General features: G+C 40.2%; 18 protein-coding genes and 1 pseudogene. 12 read left to right on the top strand and 7 right to left on the bottom strand.

Annotation, left to right across the window (positions count from 1 at the left end):
* The first annotated feature begins 24 nt into the window (after positions 1–24).
* Positions 25–561 carry a histidine phosphatase family protein gene (locus tag PLZ15_03890; protein ID HOI28878.1) on the top strand — a complete coding sequence of 179 codons (537 nt, stop codon included), beginning with the start codon at positions 25–27 and terminating at the stop codon, positions 559–561.
* Between the two features lie 193 nt (positions 562–754).
* A complete protein-coding gene (locus PLZ15_03885; protein HOI28877.1) occupies positions 755–3,334 on the top strand; it encodes a T9SS type A sorting domain-containing protein in 2,580 nt (859 codons plus the stop codon).
* 39 nt (positions 3,335–3,373) lie between these two features.
* On the opposite strand, the gene alaS is transcribed toward PLZ15_03885, so the two are convergent.
* The gene (gene alaS, locus PLZ15_03880) at positions 3,374–5,980 is read right to left on the bottom strand and encodes an alanine--tRNA ligase (GenBank protein ID HOI28876.1); all 2,607 of its coding nucleotides are present in this window, start codon (positions 5,978–5,980) and stop codon (positions 3,374–3,376) included.
* Positions 5,981–6,188: 208 nt separating this feature from the next.
* On the opposite strand from alaS, the gene PLZ15_03875 reads away from it, so the two are divergent.
* Positions 6,189–6,767, top strand: coding sequence for a sigma-70 family RNA polymerase sigma factor (locus tag PLZ15_03875; GenBank protein ID HOI28875.1), 579 nt, complete (start codon positions 6,189–6,191; stop codon positions 6,765–6,767).
* Between the two features lie 4 nt (positions 6,768–6,771).
* On the top strand, positions 6,772–7,869 hold the full coding sequence (locus PLZ15_03870) for an anti-sigma factor (protein HOI28874.1): 1,098 nt from the start codon (positions 6,772–6,774) through the stop codon (positions 7,867–7,869).
* Between the two features lie 10 nt (positions 7,870–7,879).
* Here PLZ15_03870 and PLZ15_03865 read toward each other — a convergent pair whose 3' ends face one another.
* From PLZ15_03865 to rocF, 4 genes and pseudogenes are all read right to left on the bottom strand, one after another.
* Complete coding sequence (locus PLZ15_03865; GenBank protein HOI28873.1) at positions 7,880–8,383, bottom strand: hypothetical protein; 504 nt, start codon at positions 8,381–8,383, stop codon at positions 7,880–7,882.
* The gene (locus PLZ15_03860; GenBank protein ID HOI28872.1) at positions 8,380–9,072 is read right to left on the bottom strand and encodes a PspC domain-containing protein; all 693 of its coding nucleotides are present in this window, start codon (positions 9,070–9,072) and stop codon (positions 8,380–8,382) included. Before PLZ15_03860 ends, PLZ15_03865 begins: the two co-directional genes overlap by 4 nt.
* A gap of 8 nt (positions 9,073–9,080) precedes the next feature.
* Positions 9,081–9,689 carry a 5-formyltetrahydrofolate cyclo-ligase gene (locus PLZ15_03855; protein ID HOI28871.1) on the bottom strand — a complete coding sequence of 203 codons (609 nt, stop codon included), beginning with the start codon at positions 9,687–9,689 and terminating at the stop codon, positions 9,081–9,083.
* Between the two features lie 83 nt (positions 9,690–9,772).
* Positions 9,773–10,617: pseudogene (rocF, locus tag PLZ15_03850) on the bottom strand (arginase).
* A gap of 189 nt (positions 10,618–10,806) precedes the next feature.
* On the opposite strand from rocF, the gene PLZ15_03845 reads away from it, so the two are divergent.
* From PLZ15_03845 to PLZ15_03830, 4 genes are all read left to right on the top strand, one after another.
* The gene (locus PLZ15_03845) at positions 10,807–11,028 is read left to right on the top strand and encodes a DUF2905 domain-containing protein (protein HOI28870.1); all 222 of its coding nucleotides are present in this window, start codon (positions 10,807–10,809) and stop codon (positions 11,026–11,028) included.
* Positions 11,029–11,087: 59 nt separating this feature from the next.
* On the top strand, positions 11,088–12,389 hold the full coding sequence (locus tag PLZ15_03840) for an NCS2 family permease (GenBank protein ID HOI28869.1): 1,302 nt from the start codon (positions 11,088–11,090) through the stop codon (positions 12,387–12,389).
* A 15-nt stretch (positions 12,390–12,404) separates the two neighbouring features.
* Positions 12,405–12,845 carry a nucleoside deaminase gene (locus PLZ15_03835; protein ID HOI28868.1) on the top strand — a complete coding sequence of 147 codons (441 nt, stop codon included), beginning with the start codon at positions 12,405–12,407 and terminating at the stop codon, positions 12,843–12,845.
* A gap of 70 nt (positions 12,846–12,915) precedes the next feature.
* Positions 12,916–13,347, top strand: coding sequence for an OsmC family protein (locus tag PLZ15_03830; protein HOI28867.1), 432 nt, complete (start codon positions 12,916–12,918; stop codon positions 13,345–13,347).
* Positions 13,348–13,400: 53 nt separating this feature from the next.
* On the opposite strand, the gene PLZ15_03825 is transcribed toward PLZ15_03830, so the two are convergent.
* Complete coding sequence (locus tag PLZ15_03825; protein HOI28866.1) at positions 13,401–13,778, bottom strand: DUF2203 domain-containing protein; 378 nt, start codon at positions 13,776–13,778, stop codon at positions 13,401–13,403.
* Positions 13,779–13,996: 218 nt separating this feature from the next.
* Here PLZ15_03825 and PLZ15_03820 point away from each other — a divergent pair, with 218 nt between their 5' ends.
* The 4 genes from PLZ15_03820 to PLZ15_03805 all read left to right on the top strand — a co-directional run bounded on the left by PLZ15_03820 (position 13,997) and on the right by PLZ15_03805 (position 18,863).
* Positions 13,997–15,877 carry a redoxin domain-containing protein gene (locus PLZ15_03820; GenBank protein ID HOI28865.1) on the top strand — a complete coding sequence of 627 codons (1,881 nt, stop codon included), beginning with the start codon at positions 13,997–13,999 and terminating at the stop codon, positions 15,875–15,877.
* Positions 15,878–16,019: 142 nt separating this feature from the next.
* Positions 16,020–17,255, top strand: a complete 1,236-nt coding sequence (locus PLZ15_03815; protein HOI28864.1) for a DUF1015 family protein — start codon at positions 16,020–16,022, stop codon at positions 17,253–17,255.
* A gap of 65 nt (positions 17,256–17,320) precedes the next feature.
* Positions 17,321–18,406, top strand: a complete 1,086-nt coding sequence (serC, locus tag PLZ15_03810; protein ID HOI28863.1) for a 3-phosphoserine/phosphohydroxythreonine transaminase — start codon at positions 17,321–17,323, stop codon at positions 18,404–18,406.
* 7 nt (positions 18,407–18,413) lie between these two features.
* Entirely contained in the window at positions 18,414–18,863 is a 450-nt protein-coding gene (locus PLZ15_03805) for a hypothetical protein (GenBank protein HOI28862.1), read from the top strand.
* 42 nt (positions 18,864–18,905) lie between these two features.
* Here the strand turns inward: PLZ15_03805 and PLZ15_03800 are convergent, their stop codons facing one another.
* Positions 18,906–20,429 carry an aromatic amino acid ammonia-lyase gene (locus PLZ15_03800; GenBank protein ID HOI28861.1) on the bottom strand — a complete coding sequence of 508 codons (1,524 nt, stop codon included), beginning with the start codon at positions 20,427–20,429 and terminating at the stop codon, positions 18,906–18,908.
* Between the last annotated feature and the right edge of the window lie 75 nt (positions 20,430–20,504).

Below are 20,504 nucleotides of genomic sequence, written 5' to 3'. Positions count from 1 at the left end.
GAACGCAAAAATTATTATTGAAGAATGATTCTGGGTCTCGTACGTCATTTCAAAGTCGACTTCTATCCCACTAAGAAGATTTATTCTGCAGGAGAATTCTCTGCCGCTATGGCAAGGTATGAAGCCTCGCCAGTAATAAAAAACGGACTAAAATTCTCAACCTGGGATTGGGATAAATGTTATTGCAGCACAATCCCGCGGGCTATTGAAACTGCAGAAGAAATTTATAACGGTGAAAAGATTTTCACCGATCTTATTGTTGAAGTACCTGTAGCACCTTTCACTGATAGAAGAATTAAACTCCCCTCATTTTTATGGCATCTTGGTGGAAGAATTGCATGGTATAAAAATCATTCTTCTCAGCCGGAAGGACGTATCGATACACTTCAGAGGATAAGTCAGTTTATCAAGGAAGTGGAAAGTTGCCGGAATAGTAAAATCCTGGTGGTTACTCACGGTTTTTTTATGAGGGTGTTTGTTGAACAACTGATTAAAAATGGTTTTAAAGGAAATATTGACGTAAGACCGGAAAACGGTAAACTCTATCAATTTACGAGATGAAATACCACTATAAATAATTAACGCTACTAGAAGTCAAATTGACTGGATTTTGATTCCCATCATAAATCTATCTCAATCCCGGGAAATTACTTGCGATTAGATTAAATTAATTTTAGATTAAAACAGGACACCACCTATTATTATGTTCTGCCGGTTAGTCTATCCATATTTATAATTTAAAGAAAGGGTTGATATGATTTCCAAAATTTATAAAACCCTGCTTCTTTCCCTTTTATTAACCTCTACTTCCCTTTCCCAATCAAATTTTATAATAGAGGTAAACAAAATCGCAAATAATTTTTATTCTCCCTCTGTTCCGAACGGATTGTTTACAGTTACATATACTCCTGGAAATCAGGGTGTTTTTTTAAGTGTAGGAGCTCAAAATGATGCTGCCGGACTATTTGATATTATTGTGTCAAATATGTACCTGCCCTCTAATTCAGAAACAAATTCACCTTCAACTTTTTCTACACCGTTCGATTTTTCTTTAATCGCACCACCTCCGTATAATCCACCTGCAAGCTTAATACTTTACATTCACATACTGAACGGTACCGGATTCTATCCATTCGATCCCTCTACATGGGCTGATACAAAAACAGTGGCGGTGACAGTAGTAAATTATAATGCAAGCGGTTCGATTGTTCCGGAAGAACAGAGTATTGAGATAAAATCCGTTACCCGACCGGGCCATACTGTCGGAGATTCGCGCTCTGATTACAGGCATCGTAAAGATGCACCAAACCTTGATCTTGATGATTCGGCTAATGGCGATACAGAATCTTTTGCCGGAGATTTAAATGCGTGTGTTCCAACCGCAACAGCAAATAGTCTGAAATGGATGGAGGCGACTTACACTGATTTTAATTTACCTCAGGATATGAATTTGAGGAAGACTATGGAAAAACTGAGCGGCTTGATGAAACGCGAAAAGAATGAAGGAACATATACTGATAAAATGATAATTGGCAAGCTCGATTTTATGGAGGAATACAATCTTCCTGTTGAGGTTAAATTTCAGGCTTATTATGTAAACGGCAATCTGAGCAGTACTTCCGGTAATTCCATTGCAAGGAATTTTAATCCGAAACCGGTTAAACCGCCTACATGGGAGTTTCTGAAAAAAATGATGAAGGACGGAGAAGATGTAGAAATGAATTTTACTTGGAAAGACCCGGCTGATAATAAGTGGTATGCTCACAGCGTTAATGTGACCGGGATTAATGAGTTTGCGAGTGGTGTGAAAAAGATTGCCTTTAAACACGATAGAGACCAGGATGCTTCCGGTGGTTTGATAGAAGAAATTCATCAAATATCGATTGATGCCGATGGCTGGATGAGGTTCGGAACTTCAAACGAAAACTTTATACGCGATGTAGTTGTTGAAAGCCCAGTTGTGCAGGAAGGACGCGAAACCGCTGCATGGCTAAACGAATTGTTCCTTAATTCCGGTTCGAATAAAATATCATTTACTTACTCGGCAAATCAGTTCATTGAAGTCGCATTGAAAAGTACCGTAAGCGACCTTAATAATTATACAGTTACAATATACAACGGCAATTCCGGCGAGGTCTACCGTGAATATACTCTGGATCAATTTACGCCCGGCAATACAGCGGATGGTTTCAAAACATATTTCAAAGAATTCACTTCAGGCGAATTGTTGCAGCCGCCTGCTGGAATTGCAGTGAGTTATACTGGAACAGTAATCCAGAATCAGTTTATTAGTTACGGAGGAATTTTTGAAGCTGTCGGGGGCGATGCTCACGGACTGACAAGCGTAAACATCGGAAATCTTCCAAATAATTTTTCAGCACAATTGAGCGGCAGCAGCAACCGTTACTCAGGTTTCGGATGGACCTATGGCGAGCCTTCCGCAGGGCTAATAAACAGCGATCAGTCGTTTACAACCTCACCTCTGAATAAACCGGAGCCAGTTATTCCTCAAGACCTCCAGAAAAATCTCTCCGGACAGATTACTTTCCAATGGAATAAAGTTGACGGTGCAACGCATTATGAATTGCAGGCATCTACCGATCCGTTCTTTTTAAGCGGCATCCTGATTAACGAAACGGATCTGCAGGATACAACTGTCGAAAAAGAAATAACTCTTAAAGGTGAAAGAATTTTCTGGAGGGTTCGTGCAAAGAACGCGACACAAAAAGGCGCCTACTCATTGGTACGATACTTCTCAACTAAATTAAATACACCTGCTGATTTCAGAGTGCAGCTGACACAGGACAATAAATCGAAACTGGACTGGACAGATAATTCCGAGAACGAAACGGGATTTGTTATTGAGAGAAAAGATGGAAGTTTAAACAGCAGCAATCAATTTGTTCAAATCGGATCTGTCAATACTAACAGTTATACAGATGCGAATGTTGTTATGAACAACACATATACTTACAGAATTTATGCTTTCAATCAATATGCGGAGTCGGATTACACCCAGGAAAAGGAACTAAACATTGCTACTTCGGTTAATGATAATACTCAGTTACCGGTGGAATTCAGGCTTGAAAATAATTACCCAAATCCTTTTAATCCAACAACAACAATCCGTTATCATATACCGGAGATTTCATTTGTTGTGCTTACTGTTTATGATGTACTGGGAAATGAAATAAAAAAACTTGTTAACAGTAATCATGAACCGGGTGTTTATAGTGTGGACTTTCAGGCAAAGGATTATTCGAACGGTGTCTACTTTTATAAACTACAGGCAGGAAAATTTGTAAGTGTTAAAAAAATGCTGCTACTGAAATGATTTTTTTATGAAAAGGGACCGTTATAGCGGTCCCCTTACTTAACCAACAAACTTTTCAAGTGTTTCGAGCGCCTCGTCAATTTTTGATACATCCTTTCCTGCGGCAGTTGCCAGATGAGGTCTGCCGCCGCCGCTTCCGCCGACAATTTTCGCTACTTCTTTAACAATATTTCCGGCACTCATTTTTCTATCTTTAATTAAATCATCGGAAACGACAGCAACAATTCCAACCTTCTCCTCAATTTGAGAAATCAGGACACCAACGCCGCTCTTGATTTTTTCACGCAATTCATCTCCCATCGATTTCAACTCGTCCATGTTCGAGGCGGATACTTTCCCTTTAAAAATATTAATTCCACTAACAAGTGCAGGGGAATTTACAATCGAATCGATCCCGCCGAGTTTCTCTTTCAATTTAATTTCGGATAATTCTTTTTCGAGCTTTTTCTTTTCGTCCAGAAGCTCATTTATTCTAATCTGTTCGGATTCAATTTTCAATTTCTGTTCTTGAATATACTTCTCAACTCCGGCTCCGGTCACCGCCTCAATTCTTCTCACACCGCTTGCTATGGAAGACTCCGATACAATTTTTAATAATCCGATCTGTGAGGAATTCTTAACGTGCGTTCCTCCGCAGAATTCCATCGTGAAATCGCCAAACTGAACCACATTTACTTTCTCTCCGTATTTATCGCCAAAGAACATAAGCGCGCCCATCTTCTTTGCCTCTTCAAAAGGAGTATCACGGTGATGCGTCATGGGGAGATTCTCCCGGAGTTTTTCATTAACAAGGGATTCAATTGCTTCGAGTTCCTCTTCTCTAACTTTCTCAAAATGAGTAAAATCGAAACGGAGGTAATCCGGGCCCACATACGAACCGGATTGCTGAACATGCTGACCGAGAATCTGACGCAGTGCACGGTGAATAAAATGTGTTACTGAATGATTCCGCATTATATTCCACCTGCGTTTTTCGTCGACCCGGGCTGTAACTTTCATTCCGGTTTCAAGTTTAATCTTTGCGGAGTTATCGAGCACATGAACCACCCGGTTATTAATCTTCTTTAGGGCAATTACCGGAAGGTGAGTATCGCCGATGAATATATTTCCCGTATCGTCTACCTGTCCTCCCGACTCCACATAGAACGGCGACCTGTCGAGAATTACCATCGATTGATCCCCTGTAGATTTAAGGCCGGAAATAACAGCGTCGGTTGCCAGCTCGTCGTAACCTGTGAAAACAGTAGGCTGATCGGAAGAGAGCTTAAAATCATCAATTCTATCAATAGAAACAGAAGTTACGTTATGTTTCTCTCTTGTTGATTTACGGGCCCGTTCTCTCTGCTCTTCCATCAGTTCATTAAATCGTGCTTCATTAATCGTGTATCCCTGTTCACGAGCCATAACTGCGGTTAAGTCGACGGGGAAACCGAAAGTATCATAGAGTTTAAATACATCATCGCCGGAAATTTTCTTTTCCTTTTGTGAATTGAGTTTAGCCGTAAGCGAATCAAACAATTCAATTCCGCGGTCGAGAGTCGCATTGAAACTCTCTTCTTCGGCCTTGATTATTTTTTCTATCTGAGATTTGTTGGATTTTATTTCCGGGAAAACAGAAGAAAAATTCTCTACAACTACATCAACAAGTTTATAAAGAAACGGTTGTGTTAAATTGAGTTTGCGGGCATATCGTGCAGCCCGTCTTAAAAGTCGTCTTAGAACATACCCGCGGCCTTCGTTGCCCGGTGTGGCTCCGTCCCCTATTGCGAATGTAAGTGTTCTTATATGATCTGCAATTACACGCATAGCAACATTTGTCTGTCCTGTTGCCGATTTATCGTCCGCCGGTAGTTTAATGTCGTAATTAATATTAGATAATTTTTCAATTGCAGAGATTATCGGTGTAAAAACATCGGTGTCATAATTGGAACTTTTATTCTGAAGGACCGCGCATACACGTTCAAATCCCATTCCTGTATCAACATGCTTCGCGGGAAGTTCATGAAGTTTTCCGGTTTCATCTCGGTTATATTGAATGAAAACCAGGTTCCAGATTTCGATGCATTTCGGGTCGCCGGCATTTACATATTTAGGATTGTCGTAATCATCGCTCAGGTTTATGTGAATCTCGGAACAGGGGCCGCACGGACCTGTTTCTCCCATTTCCCAGAAATTGTCCTTTTCGTCGAATCGTAGTATGTGATTATGTTTTATATCTGTCTCGCTCTTCCAGAACTCCAATGCTTCGTCATCAGTCCGGTATACCGTGGCCCAGATTCTTTCTTTCGGAAGTTTCCAGACAACGGTTAGTAGTTCCCATGCCCATCTTATAGCTTCTTTTTTATAGTAATCCCCGAAAGACCAGTTTCCGAGCATTTCGAAGAAAGTATGATGGTAAGTATCGTGTCCAACTTCTTCGAGGTCATTATGTTTTCCTGAAACCCGAATACATTTCTGAGTATCAACGGCACGTTTGTAATCCCTGCTGCCATTGCCTAAAAAAACATCCTTAAACTGGTTCATTCCGGCGTTTGTGAAAAGGAGAGTTGGATCCCCATGGGGAACGACAGGTGCGCTTTCAACTATTTTATGGTCTTTATCTTTGAAAAAATTTAAAAACTGTTCTCTTATTTCTTTTGAAGTCATTTTTTCCATTCTCTGCTAAAAAGTGCTGCAAATATAATAAAAAGTTGAATCTATATAATTAATGAACCCTGACCTGATTCAATTGAAAATCATGATTGCAGTCCGGTTTCCTGGACTTAGTTTAGATTGAAACAAATATCTCTAAATTGATTTTTATTCACTCATATCATACCTTTGATTGCTTCAAATAAATAAAAACTGGTGAGAATTGAACAAATTCAAAGACTTAAGCGATTTAGAATTGATGCACGAAATCGCCAGGTTTGAGTCGAGGGCGCTTGAAGAGCTGTACGACCGTTATTCGTCCCTCCTCTATACCGTTATTAAAAAGATCTCACCGGATCAGATTAGTGCCGAACAGATTCTCGTTGAAGTTTTTGTAATTATCTGGAGAAAGGCAAACAACTTCAATTTCAGAAGCGGATCGGTCTTCAGCTGGCTTGTTACGCTTACGCGAAATAAGGCCGTAGATTCTCTCAGAAGAGAAAGAGTTGCAAATAATACCGTTCAGTTTTATGACGATGATTACGAAAATTATTTTATACTTCCCGCTTTCCCTGAAGAAATGGATAGTCTCGATTTCAAAACCGCTGTAAGTCTGAAGCCAAAAGTTGAAAGAGCACTAACAAAGCTGACCGACACTCAAAAATATGTTCTTCATTTAGCTTATTACGAAGGTTATACTATAGACGAGATAGCGGACAAACTAAATGTTCCAATCGATACGGTAAGAAGCAAAGTAATGACTGCATTGCACAGTCTTAGAGATTTTATGGTGAAGGAGTAATCGAATGGCTTCCAATCCTTTGAGCGAAATGATTGCTGCCTTTGCTGCCGGATGTATGGATAAAGAGAACTTTGTTCAATTCAAGGATTATTTTACTGCTGGCGGTGAATTGCCGGAAAGCGAGCTCGGCGACCTGCAGAATATTGTTTCGATGATCCCTGTAATCCTGGATATTGAAAATCCGGATCCTGCAATTAAAGATAATATTGCAAAGAAACTGATTAGCATGCAGGACGAGATAAAGACCCGTATAAGAGAGGAAAGGAAAAAGACAGTTCAAACCGTGGGCGGGGCAGGCACTTTTACAGCAGCCAAAACAATCTCCGGCAAGACATTTCTTTCTGAAACACGGAGTGAAAAGAAAAATACGTTATCGTTCGGAAAGGGGGACAAGAAAACGGGCTTTTCAAAAATTGAAAACCTTACTGCAGAGCTTGAGAAAGAAAAAACTTCTCATTTTACTCAGGTGGGAAGCGTACTCCCGGAAAATCCTCAGGCATTGTTTAATAATCAGTCCCCTTCAACGGTGCAGCCTTCTCAGAGTGAAGACAAGTCCTCCGGTAGTTTATCCGGCTGGCTTGCAATAATTCTGGTTCTCCTTTTATTCACGATTCTAGGTTATTATTCGTATTCATCCATTAGTGAGTTGAACAACAAAATTGAAGATCTTGATAGGGAGGTAACTTCGCTGCGAAGCGAACTTTCAACCTCGAATAATTTTATAAGCAATTATATTTCTCTTATTGAGTTTTTCAATAATAAAGATGTTACAGTGATTAATTTGAACCCGATCGAAATTACTGAAAAAGGTTCCGCGCGTTTACTTCTTGCATTCGATCAGAAAGAAGGATTGATACAGTTTAAGAATGTAAAACCGCTTCAACCGAATCAGGGTTACCAGATTTGGGTGGTTAGTAAAAATCAGTCGTACTCAATAGGGGTTTACACTCCGAATCAGAACGAATATTTAAGATTAACATCCTTCCCGTTTTTACCCAGAGAGCAGATCGATAAAATAAAAATTACAATCGAATCTAATACCGGTTCTCCCACACCTTCAATTCAAAGTTATCTTGAAGGTTCCATAAACCCGAGGAGATAATTGTAAGCGGCTACCTGTTCCTGTTAAGAAACAGGACTAATCCCGATAGCGTGAGAATAACAGGCCAGAAATCTTCAGCGGCATTACCCAGTTTATTTGCTAATCCGGCAATCCCCAATTCTCTCAGGAATGTTACAGACGCAATTCCGGTTAATACTAAGGTTATACCTGAATATAAAAATTTCTTTTCCGCTGGGTTGTCTATGAACAGAATTAACAACCCGGCCCCTGTTATGAAAAGTATTGAAGAAAAGACAAGTCCGCGCGATTCGATTATTTCGAAATAGGAACTTGTAATCAAAATAATTCCGATCAGAAAAACGACCGTGAAAAGGAAAAGAAAATCCCTTCTGTTCGTTTTCAATGAAAGATGAACAGAGGCCAATCCCTGTAACAGAAACGCAGCCCCCACAGTCCGGCTCATATCATCCTCAAGAACTTTTATACTCTGAAGCATAAGAGCAATACCCGATAAAATTAAAACCAATCCCGATATTTTCTTATAGCTGATCATATTTCACCGGCATCGTCGTAATTTGAAAGCAGGGCAATTAATAAGTAGGCCGGAATTAAAAGTCCGAGTGTGAGCATTGAAGCAACGACGATAATAATCCGTATCGAAGTAGGATCGGTGTTGTTCAGATACCGGCCCAGTCCAACGCACACTCCGAAAAAGATCTTATTCTCTCTGGAACGGTAGAATTTAATTGCAGGTGGAGTAGAGTACTCAATTTCATCCCTTACGTAATTAAAGAAAAGAAAAATACCAAACCCTATTGCTATAAACGGCAGAATATAACTGTAGTTAAAAATCCAGAATCCCCACGGCGAGTAAAAACCGATTGATGCGAATCCGGAATATATTCCGGTATAGATCATGACACCGCTTAGAACAGTTCTGAAATTTGTTTTCTTCAATTGCTTTTTCTCTTCTGAAGACAACTCCCGGGAATCTTTCTCTTTCGGTATTAAGTAGGAAGCAATCAGATATGCCGCAATACTCCAGAAACCGAGAAGAATTGTGAGTATAAAAAATATCCTTATGACGGCTGGCTCGGTATTAAAGTATTTTGCAATACCGGCACATGTTCCTGCAATAATATGGTCGCTGTTTGAACGCTCAAGTTTTTTATTATATGATTCGGGGGGATGTCCGGAATCGTATTGCTCGTTAAATATGTCGGGGAAGTTTTCTTCTTGCATTAATGCGGTTATAGCAATTCAGATGTTCTGTCGATCGGCTGCCGTGTATTTATAATCCTCAGCTCTGTAATTATTTTATCGATTCTAATATCGTGAACAGTCGATTCAATGTACTCGAAAACCTGGAACTCGAAGGCCAGGACAATTTTCTTTGCAAACGTATTCTTTAATAATCGGTCGTAAAATCCTCCGCCGTAGCCGACACGCTGACCCAGAACAGATACAGCAACCGTTGGAACAATTACAAGATCGATATCGCTCAAATCATCATCAAGGCCAACAGCAGGTTCCAGGTAACCGTCGCTGTTTTTTACCATGTGGTCCCAGCTTATAAAGTTTGCCCGCTGAAAGTAGCCATTCTTTTTGTGAAGTTTTGGAATAACAATCTGTTTGCCGCACCGGTCCATATGATTAACAAGTTCCCGCGTGTCGATTTCGCCCGGACGTGTAGATATATAAGTATGAATCCGTAAAGCATTAACAAAATCGTCTGTTGCAATAAATCGGTCGAAGATCATCTTCGTTTTATTTTTCAGATCTTCCGCGGGGAATTCGTTCCTGCGGGCCGCAACAATTTTTCTAATCTCCGATTTTGGTATTAACGGCTTCAGTTTCAATTTTCAGTTCTCTATAGTTTAGATTTTCGATTTGAATATAAAAATTAAAGCCGACGGTAACAATACTTCGAAGAATATCGGACTTATAAAATTCTTTGTCCCAGGCCCGATGCAATAAGCTCGGCAGTAATTTCTGCGCTCCTGTTCTTATTATCAAGTATCGGATTAATCTCGGCAACTTCAAGAGAAGACATACATCCGCATTCTGCAATTGTTTCCATTAGCAGGTGCGCCTCCCTGTAATTAAGTCCTCCGCTTACGGGTGTTCCTACTCCCGGTGCAATTGAAGGATCGATACTGTCGACATCAAAACTTACGTGTATATGGTCCACCCTCGATTTAAGGTCCTTCAGACTCTTGTCAATAATAAATCCGATTCCTTTCCGGTCGATTTCCGTCATGGTAAAAGATTTCAGGTTAATTTTTTTATCAGTTCCCGTTCTCCGGGGTCTACGCTTCTGAGGCCGATCATTACCACATTTTCCGGTTTTATTTTGGGCGAGAAACCATGAAGGCCGGTAAGCATTGAATTTCCAAAACCGAGAAGAGAAGCTACACTCATACCATGAATATTCCCGGAGGGGGTCGTCTCTTCAGTGTTTAAGTCCGCATGAGCGTCAATCCAGATCATTCCAAGTTCAATCTTATTTGCTTTGCAGTAGGAAGCAATACCCGAAACAGAACCTATAGCCATCGAATGATCTCCGCCGAGGCATAGCGGAAAATTACCGGCGGAAAGAGACTTTTCAACCTTGCGGGCGAGGGATTCGGTTCGCTTTACAATTTCGTCGAGGTATTTAAGATTCGGATTTTTTACTTTCTGTCTCTCCTGATTCTGGATAACAATATCACCCAGATCCGAAACAGTATAACCGAGATTTTCAAGTTTCGATTCAATACCGGCGATTCTGAGTGCCGATGGACCCATGTCAACTCCTCTGTGATCCGCCCCAAGATCCATTGGAAACCCGATTATATCGATATGTTTGCTTGGCTGTTTAAGATTCATATCATTTCTTTCCGTGGTGTTATTAGATATATATTCAAATAAAATATAAAAACTTAATTATGCAACTTCATTTCAATTATTTTATATTTATTAAAAACACTTTTTGTTATGAATGAATTCCACTCGGCCGGAAAGTTTCTGATAATAACCGGAATTGTACTTGTGATAGCCGGATTGATTGTAAGTTACTGGGACCGGATTCCGATGCTCGGTAAGTTGCCCGGCGATATCAAAATCGAGGGCAGGAATTTCATGTTTTACTTTCCTCTCGCTTCATCAATAATCATTAGCATTATCATTTCGTTAGTACTTTACCTTTTTAGAAAATAGATTTCATATAATAGATCTTACTGCAGCAAAAGATTTCGGTAACTTATAATGAGGCGGCCATGATTAATAAGTATTTTGAACTGGACAGGTTGGGCACTTCCGTTAAACAGGAAATAATAGGAGGAGCAACCACATTCATAACTATGGCTTATATAATAATTGTTAATCCTAAAATTCTTGAAGCAGCGGGAATGCCTTTTGGTGCTTCTATGGTTGCAACAATTATCAGCGCTTTCTTCGGCACACTTTTAATGGGAATCTACGCCAAACGCCCCTTTGCTATCGCTCCTTATATGGGCGAGAATGCATTTATTGCTTATACTGTTGTTAATGTGCTCGGATACAGCTGGCAAACGGCTCTCGGCGCTATTTTTATGGGCGGACTCCTTTTTACGCTTCTTACTCTGCTTAAAGTTAGAAGCTGGCTTGCAAACTCGATTCCGGAAAGTCTGAAAATCGCATTTGCCGCGGGCATCGGTTTGTTTTTAACATTTATTGGATTGAATGAAACCGGTATAGTTAAAATCGGCGTCCCCGGCGCTCCGGTACACGTGGGCAACTTTAAAGATCCGACTGTACTCCTGGGAATTGTTTCTTTTCTTCTGATCGGTATACTGATGATCAAAAAGGTAAACGGCGCAATACTTATCGGAATTATCGTAACCGCAGTTATCGGATTTATTTTTAAGATTTCTCCTTTGCCGGATCAAATTGTAAGTATGCCGCCGGATTTAAGTCCGGTACTTTTAAAACTCGATATAGCAGGTGTTTTTACATGGGGATTTATTTCAGTAGTACTTGTAGTTTTTGTAATGGATTTTGTAGATACTATGGGTACTTTACTTGGTCTCGGCTACAAAGCAAAGATGCTTGATGAAAACGGGAATCTTCCGGAAATTGAAAAACCGATGCTGAGCGACGCACTCGCTACTGTGGCAGGAGCGCTTCTCGGTACAACTACGACCGGCTCTTATATCGAATCTGCCACCGGGATCGAAGCGGGTGGAAAATCCGGATTAACTGCCGTAGTTACCGCTCTTCTCTTTTTAACAGCTCTCTTTTTCGCTCCTCTATTTGCTGCAATCCCCGCTTATGCCTACGGCTCCGCTCTTATAATAGTGGGACTGCTTATGATTGGCCCGGTATCAAATCTGAAGTTCGATGATCTTGCAGAAACGATTCCTGTATTTGTGACGATGACTCTGATGAGTTTTACATATAATCTGGGGATCGGGATGACTGCAGGATTTGTAATTTATCCTTTAACCATGCTTGTCGCAGGAAGAATAAAATCTGTTTCATCCGGAATGTGGGTCTTCTTTTTCTTCTCAATACTTTTTTACTTTTTTTATCCATACTAATTTCAAGGAATCAATATGAAGGACAAATTTTTAGCAGCGGCAATCGAAGAAGCGCGAAAAGGACTGAACGAGGGGGGAATTCCGATCGGTTCCGTTCTCGTTATTGACGGAGAAATAGTCGGACGCGGACATAACAGGCGCGTTCAAAAAGGGAGCGCAATTCTTCATGCGGAAATGGATTGCCTCGAGAGTGCCGGCCGGTTAACAGCAAAGGATTATCAGAGGGCGGTGCTCTATTCAACTCTTTCGCCCTGCGATATGTGCAGCGGCGCGGCTCTGCTTTATAAAATCCCCAGAATAGTTATTGGTGAAAACAAAACATTCAAAGGTCCTGAAGATTATGTAAGGTCCTGCGGTGTAGAACTCGAAATAGTAAACGATCATGAATGCATTAAGCTGATGGAGGATTTTATCCGGACAAATCCCGCATTGTGGAATGAGGATATAGGCATTTGAAAATAATTGAATCCGGAGGCATTATTTTTCATCATATAGTCATTAAAATAATTTGAAACGGAGAGAGTAAATGGCTACAAAAAAAGCGTTTGTAAAACAGGTTCAGGGTATTACATTTTCGGGAAAGACAGACTCCAATAACTGGGTGGTTATGGACGGCCCGGAGGAATTCGGCGGAAGCAATGCAGGCATACGACCAAAAGAATTGATCCTGCTTTCGTTGGCCGGATGCTCCGGAAGCGATGTTGCTGTAATCCTTAAAAAGAAAAAAATTGAATATGATGGCTTTGAAATGAATATTACAGCCGATGTTCAGGAGACTCATCCCCAGGTATATACAAAAATAAATCTTGAGTATGTTTTTTACGGCAAGGGGATTTCTAAAGAAGCTGTTGAGCGCGCTATTGAATTATCCCTGAAAACATACTGCAGTGTTACTGCCATGCTTCAGAAATCGGTTGAGATTACACACACATATCGGATTGAAGAAAAAAAGAATTAATAAATTCACGAACAATTTATAAGCTCTGTTTTCAATTTGAAGACAGGGTTTTTTTATTTTAGATGCTCACCGATCAGTTTTCGTCCGGTGTATCCCTCATTCACACTGTGAAAATACTCTATTTTATCCTCATCGCTCCGCCAGCAGAGCAATACTTCTTCACCGTTTATGATAGCGGGAAAGTCCACCAGGCCGAGCTGGAAATTCCAGTCCTTAAAGTAACAGCCGATCTCCTCAAGTTCGGCAAGGTAACCTTTAATATTCCCGGTTAACCTTACTATTTCGGGATCGTTTTCAATATTCGATGCCAGCGACGAGGAGATGCTTCTTATTAATGAAGCGTCATTTAGAATATCAATAACAATCTTTTTGACCAACGGAAGCGTCCTGTTAGCTTCTTCCGGAGTAAAATATTTTGTCTCGGTTTGCATAAAGTTCTTATTTATTAATGCTAAACAGGAGATTTCTTTAATAAATTCCATATAATCGGGAAATTTTTATTTAGAGAATCAAATGAAATATTACAAATTTTTTATAGGATTCCTGCATAATCCCGGTTAGAATCGGGGTGTCGCAAAAAATCACTTCATTTTTATTTTAACTATATCTATTTTAGCCCCGCATTGAATAAAAAAAACGGGAATATTAAATGAAAAAGAGAGCATTATTAGTTCTGTTTATAACACTTACTTTCACTATTTCGCAATTATTTGCCGGTAATCAGTTTACAGTAAAACCTGTAAAACCTGTTCCGGGTGAAAAAATAACCGTTACCTATAATCCGGAGAATACACCATTAAAAGATTCAAAATCGATCACAATGATAGCCTGCCCCTATGGTAAATTTATTGACGGCAAAGAAGAAATAATAATGAAAAAGAACGGCGCAAACTGGGAGGCTCAGTTCGCGGTGAGCGATACTTCGTACGGCGTCTTTATTATTTTCGAAGGAGATGAAAACAAAGATACAAATAATAAGAATGGTTACGTGATTCATTTATTTGGAAAGGACGGTAAGGAATTGCCGGGCACCTACGCCGGACTGGGCGGTGCATTCGGGTCCTGGCTCTCCATTCTCGATCTTGATACTGATCAGGAAGCAGCTTATAAACTCTTTAAAAAAGAATTTTCAGTAAATCCGGATCAGAAGAAAGATTTTTTAAGCAACTACCTCGCTACTGTTAACAGTGTTGAAAAAGAGAAGGGAAAAGAAACTATTCTTTCGGAGCTGAAGTCTCTTGCCCAAAAAGATAATCTATCAGAAGGAGACTTGAGTCTTTTGATCAGCTGGTTCGACAGATTGAAAGAAACAGAAGAGTCGGCCAAATATAAATCGATTGTAAACGAGAAATATCCTAATGGAAATTATTCGCAGATGCAGAAGTTTTTAGCTCTTAGACAGATTAAAGATGCAGAAGAGAAAATGAAATCCTTTAACGATTTTCTTAATGCATATCCAAACTCAGTTTACAAGATGAATATTCATTCGGAGATTTTGCGCAATTATATCCAGACCGGTAAATATTCCGAAGCTAAAACTTTTCTGACCGAGAAATTTACAGGCGCAACCGCCTCCCAATATAATTCATTAGCCTGGTCGATGTTTGAAAAAAATGCCGATCTTAATCTTGCTCTTGATATAGCTGGTAAAGGTGTTGCCGTTGGAAGAGAACAACTGGTGAAACCGGCTCAACCGAAACCGGCTTATTATACCGCAAAGGAATGGGAAAAATACGGCAGGAACTCTCTCGGAATGGTACTCGATACATACGGTATGATCCAGGATAAGCTCGGCAAAAAAGATGAAGCTCTCAAATCTCTCGAAGAAGCTGCAGAATTATCCGGTTTTGAAAATCCGGAATTAAATGAAAACTATTCCAGGTTATTGGTTGAATCTAAAAATTATCAAAAAGCAAAAACTGAAATCGAAAAATATATTTCAGACGGATTCAGCACTCCGGCGATGAAAGATCTTCTTAAAACCGCCTTCATTCAAACCGGAGGTTCCGAAAACGGCTTTGCCGGTTATTATCAGAAATTTGAAGATGCTGCAAAAGAAAAAATTATTGCAAAACTAAAAAAAGACCTTATAGATGAACCGGCGCCTCAATTCTCGCTTGTTGATCTTAACGGTAAAAAAGTCTCGCTCGCCGATTTTAAAGGAAAGGTTGTTATTGTTGACTTCTGGGCTACATGGTGCGGTCCGTGCCTGGCCTCATTCCCCGGTATGAAACTGGCCGTAGAAAAATACGAATCAACTGGAAAAGCCAAATTCCTTTTCCTCAATACATGGGAAAATGTTGAAGATAAGGTTAAGAATGCCGGCGATTTTATCTCTAAGAATAATTACCCTTTCCATGTCCTGATGGATGATAAAAATGAAGTTGTCTCCGCATTTAAAGTTTCCGGAATCCCCACCAAATTCATTATTGACGGGAAAGGAAATATCCGCTTTAAAAGTGTTGGATTTGGCGGAAATACAGATGAAATGGTTGAAGAAATCGGCATAATGATCTCAATGATTGAATAGTAAATATCATTCCTCTGCACCCTAAATCCGGGTGCAGAGGTTTTTCAACTTAAAACCGGTCACACCCGGTTCAATTCCGGTTTACAATCTTGCCTATTAATGCTAATTTGACAACACAAATTTTACTATTTTTGGAGAAATCATGGCAGTAATTCACCCCTTTAAAGCAGTTAGACCTCATGAAAAAGTTGCTCATCTTGTAGCAAGCGTTCCTTATGATGTGGTTAACAAAGAAGAAGCGGCAGCTCAGGCAAAAGGAAATCCTTTAAGTCTTCTGCGCGTTACCCGCTCTGAAATTGAAATGAGCCCTGATGTTAATGTCTATTCTAATGAAGTTTATTTGAAAGCAAAAGAAAATTTTGAACGTTTAAGAGTTGAAGCTCCCTTAATTCAGGACGACGTACCGAACCTTTATATCTATAAACTTACTATGGTAACTCATTCCCAGGTCGGAATTGCGGCAACATTTTCTGTTGATGATTATAATAATGATGTTATTAAAAAACACGAGAAGACACGTAAAGTAAAAGAGGATGATAGGACTAATCACATCATTACAACAGGTGCACAGACCGGCCCGGTTTTTTTAACCTATAAAGGAATTGAGGCTGTTAATAAAATTGTTTCTGATTCAATGAGTAAAACCTCCCCGATCTATGATTTTACCGCTGCCGACGGAATCAAACATCAGATTTGGGTTTTAAATCAGGATTCGTTAAAAACTATTGTAAAAGAGATTGCTGCTGTAAAAAATCTTTACATTGCGGACGGTCATCACCGTGCTGCAAGCGCGAGCAGAACTCAAAAAGCAAAAAAGGACCAGAATCCTGATCACAATGGAACCGAGGAATATAATTTTTTTCTCGCTGTTCTTTTCCCGGCAGAACAGCTCAGAATTATGCCTTATAACAGAGTAGTTCACGATCTTAAAGGTATGGATACTGCTCGGTTTCTTGACAATGTAAAGTCCAATTTTTCAGTTGAGCCCGTGGAATCTCCTGATCCGCCTTCTACAAAGTCGATTGTAATGTATATTGATAAAAAATGGTATCTGTTGAAGCCGAATCAGAATGTAAAACACGCTCAGTCGGTGGGCGATAATCTCGATGTAAGCATTTTACAGAATTATCTTCTTCATCCGGTATTAGGAATTGAAGATCCCCGTACCGATAACCGGATCGATTTCATTGGCGGTATCAGAGGTACCGAAGAATTGGTGAAACTCGTTGATACAGGAAAAGCGGCAGTTGCTTTTTCTATGTATCCGGTATCGGTAGACGACCTGATCAGAATATCGGATGCCGGCGAAACAATGCCTCCTAAATCAACCTGGTTTGAACCGAAATTAAGAGATGGTTTGTTAATACATACAATTTAATATATGTGTTAATCGGCTTGCAATTTTCAACCGATCGACACGAGTAAAAACAAATGGAGATAAACATGGAAAAACGTATTTATAATCTAAGTGCCGGACCGGCTATTTTACCAGAAGAGGTATTGCTTGAAGCTCAGAAGGATCTCTATTCCTATAAGGGAAGCGGTATGAGTGTTATGGAAATGAGTCACCGTGGAAAAATATTTGATGGTATTATCAAAGAGGCTGATGCTGATCTGAGGAAGCTCCTTAATATCGGTGATAACTACGCAGTTCTTTTTCTGCAGGGTGGTGCAACGCTGCAATTTTCTATGGTACCGCTTAATCTGATGCCCCCAAAAAACAAAGCTGATTATATAGTAACAGGCTCCTGGGCAAAAAAATCTGTTAAAGAAGCTAAGAGAGTAGGAACGGTTAATATTGCCGCAACAACTGAAAGCGAAAACTTTGTCCGGATCCCGAAGCAAACCGAATTAAAACTCGATGCTGATGCTTCTTATGTTCACTTTACTTCTAATAATACGATATATGGAACGCAATGGAAAACCGAACCGGTTGCAGGTAATGTACCGCTGGTGTGCGATGCTTCGTCGGATTTCCTCCATAAAATGCTTGATATTAATAAGTACGGATTGATCTATGCCGGTGCGCAGAAAAATATCGGCCCTTCCGGAGTTACAGTTGTCATTATCCGTAAAGATCTTCTTGAAAGATCATCAGACTCACTCCACACATATATGAACTATAAAATTCATGTTGAAAACGATTCGATGTATAATACGCCAACTACATTCGGAATTTACATTGCTGGACTCGTATTCAAGTGGCTGTTAAATATGGGCGGACTTGATGCTATGTATAAGCTCAATCTTGAAAAAGCGAATGTACTTTATAATGCAATTGACGGAAGCGGCGGATACTATAAAGGTACAACCGCAGTTGAAGACCGGTCGCTTATGAATGTTACTTACAGACTTCCGAATGAAGAACTTGAAAAGAAATTTATTGATGAAGCCAAGAAGAAAGGATTTGAAGGATTGAAAGGACATAGAAGTGTCGGCGGTATCCGGGCATCGATCTATAACGCATTCCCGAAAAAGGGCGTTGAAGATCTCGCTGCCTTTATGCAGGAATTTAAAAAAAATAATTAATTGAAGAATGAAAAGTAATATTATGATTTCACGTACGGGTCGGATTTTTCCGGCCCTTTTAATAATACTGATCCTTGCGGCCTGTTCAGGCAAAGAGGAAAAACTCGAGCTTTTTTCGCCCGAAGCATTTACCTATTCTATGGAAGACGGATGGGAATTGAACGCCTCCTGCAGGGTAAAAGGATTCACCCAGAATGAATCCGGCGGGGAATATTCAGTTAAACTCTCCTATACAATTGATATTGTTACAGCAGACGGAAAACGTCTGGAGGGAATTTCGGAAGGTTTGATTGATCAGAAATCCAAAGAAAAATTTACAGACCTTCCTGTTGAAATCCAGATTCAGTTCGATTCTTCCTACCGGCCGGGTAAGTACAAAATAATATTTAATCTGACCGATGATTTTTCGCAGAAAAATGTATCAATGGAAAAAGAATTTGATGTGGAAGAGAACTAATTAAACGGGCTTGAATGTTCAAGCCCGTTTATAATTCTGATTTTATTCAAGCGAACCGATCTCTTTTTCCACCTCATCTAAAATTTCACAGCTCTTAACAACCTCTTTCATTTTTGTATGATCCGGATACAATGGCCTGTCAACATCAAGATGCGCGACGTGTCTTCTAACGACTTCTCTCGCTTTTGTTACGCCTTTACCGTTTGTGAAATTTCTAAAATCGAGCGCTTGTGCAGCAGCAATAAATTCAATTCCTAAAACTCCATAGGCGTTATCTAATATCTGCGCATTTTTAATTGCAGTGTTCATACCCATCGAAACAAAGTCCTCCTGATCTGCTGCGGCTGGTATGGACTGAATTGATGCCGGCATCGAAAGAATTCTTTGTTCTGCAATTAAAGTATCTGCAGTATACTGACTGAGCATTAATCCTGAAAACATTCCCGCTCCCTTGGTTAAAAATTCGGGAAGGCCGATACTGAGAGCAGGATTAAGAAGCCTGTTTAATCTTCTCTCCGATAATACACTCACCATAGTAACAGCGGCGCCAATCATATCCATCGGCAGTGAAACTGGTGTCCCCTGAAAATTAGCACCTGTAAGAGTGATCTTGTACTCCGGCATGAAAATGGGATTGTCGCCAACTCCGTTCAATTCAATTTCAACCTGTTCTTTTGCCCATTTTACTGCATCGTGGGCGGCCCCGATAACCTGAGGGCTTGAACGCATTGAGTAGGCATCCTGAACTTTGGTTTTAAGTTTTCCGGTTTGAAGATCGCTTCCCATAATAGATTTCAATATTGATTTCGCGCTACGGACAGCGCCAGTAAATCCTCTAACCTGATGAAGTCTTGTGTCATAAGGTTTTAAGTTTGCAAACAGCGCTTCGAGTGTCATTGCGCATGCAATCTCCGCCTGCTTTAACCAGCGGTTAATATCGTAAAGGTGAATTGCGCTCATTGCCGTGAGCAAATTTGAGCCGTTGATTGTCCCAAGGCCGTCGCGTGCCTGAAGCCCTGGAATTTTTATTCCGGCTTTCTCAAAAGCTGTTTTACCCTGCAGGCGTTCTCCTTTATAGTATGCTTCGCCTTCACCCATCATAAGAAGAGCAATCTGGCTCATCGGTGCAAGGTCGCCGCAGGCACCAACTGAACCTTTCTGACAGACAACCGGAGTAACACTTTTGTTTAGCATTTCAACCAGAGTAAGTGTGATTTCCGGACGGATTCCGCTCATCCCGTGGGCATGGACATTAATACGCCCGGCCATTGCGCCGCGGACGTATTCAACCGGAGCCGGATCGCCGATCCCCGCTGCATGATTATAGATCAGATATTTCTGAAATTCTTTTACCTGATCGTCGTTCAATACTACTTCCGAAAATTCACCGATTCCGGTATTTACACCATACATTATTTCACGAGCTTTAACTTTTTCTTCGAGCATAGACCTGCATGTTTTGATTCTCTCAAGTGCGTCGGGAGCTAATTCAACTTTTTCATTGTAGCGGGCAATTGCCGTAAGTTTTTCCACCGTCAGGTTTGAACCGTTGAGGACAATAGACATGATTTTCTCCAATGGTTGATATTTTGTAAAGGCAACTTAAGAATTTGATAAGAAAATGCATAAGTAATTTGAATT

The organism is Melioribacteraceae bacterium, assembly GCA_035362835.1.
Taxonomy (GTDB): domain Bacteria; phylum Bacteroidota; class Ignavibacteria; order Ignavibacteriales; family Melioribacteraceae; genus DSXH01.
This window is presented reverse-complemented; position numbering and strand designations above follow the sequence as displayed.

Coding starts and splice junctions, on each gene's coding strand:
- PLZ15_03890 (HOI28878.1), top strand. CDS start 25: ATGATTCTGGGTCTCGTACGTCATTTCAAAGTCGACTTCTATCCCACT.
- PLZ15_03885 (HOI28877.1), top strand. CDS start 755: ATGATTTCCAAAATTTATAAAACCCTGCTTCTTTCCCTTTTATTAACC.
- alaS (HOI28876.1), bottom strand. CDS start 5,980: ATGACTTCAAAAGAAATAAGAGAACAGTTTTTAAATTTTTTCAAAGAT.
- PLZ15_03870 (HOI28874.1), top strand. CDS start 6,772: ATGGCTTCCAATCCTTTGAGCGAAATGATTGCTGCCTTTGCTGCCGGA.
- PLZ15_03865 (HOI28873.1), bottom strand. CDS start 8,383: ATGATCAGCTATAAGAAAATATCGGGATTGGTTTTAATTTTATCGGGT.
- PLZ15_03860 (HOI28872.1), bottom strand. CDS start 9,072: ATGCAAGAAGAAAACTTCCCCGACATATTTAACGAGCAATACGATTCC.
- PLZ15_03845 (HOI28870.1), top strand. CDS start 10,807: ATGAATGAATTCCACTCGGCCGGAAAGTTTCTGATAATAACCGGAATT.
- PLZ15_03840 (HOI28869.1), top strand. CDS start 11,088: ATGATTAATAAGTATTTTGAACTGGACAGGTTGGGCACTTCCGTTAAA.
- PLZ15_03835 (HOI28868.1), top strand. CDS start 12,405: ATGAAGGACAAATTTTTAGCAGCGGCAATCGAAGAAGCGCGAAAAGGA.
- PLZ15_03830 (HOI28867.1), top strand. CDS start 12,916: ATGGCTACAAAAAAAGCGTTTGTAAAACAGGTTCAGGGTATTACATTT.
- PLZ15_03825 (HOI28866.1), bottom strand. CDS start 13,778: ATGCAAACCGAGACAAAATATTTTACTCCGGAAGAAGCTAACAGGACG.
- PLZ15_03820 (HOI28865.1), top strand. CDS start 13,997: ATGAAAAAGAGAGCATTATTAGTTCTGTTTATAACACTTACTTTCACT.
- PLZ15_03815 (HOI28864.1), top strand. CDS start 16,020: ATGGCAGTAATTCACCCCTTTAAAGCAGTTAGACCTCATGAAAAAGTT.
- serC (HOI28863.1), top strand. CDS start 17,321: ATGGAAAAACGTATTTATAATCTAAGTGCCGGACCGGCTATTTTACCA.
- PLZ15_03805 (HOI28862.1), top strand. CDS start 18,414: ATGAAAAGTAATATTATGATTTCACGTACGGGTCGGATTTTTCCGGCC.
- PLZ15_03800 (HOI28861.1), bottom strand. CDS start 20,429: ATGTCTATTGTCCTCAACGGTTCAAACCTGACGGTGGAAAAACTTACG.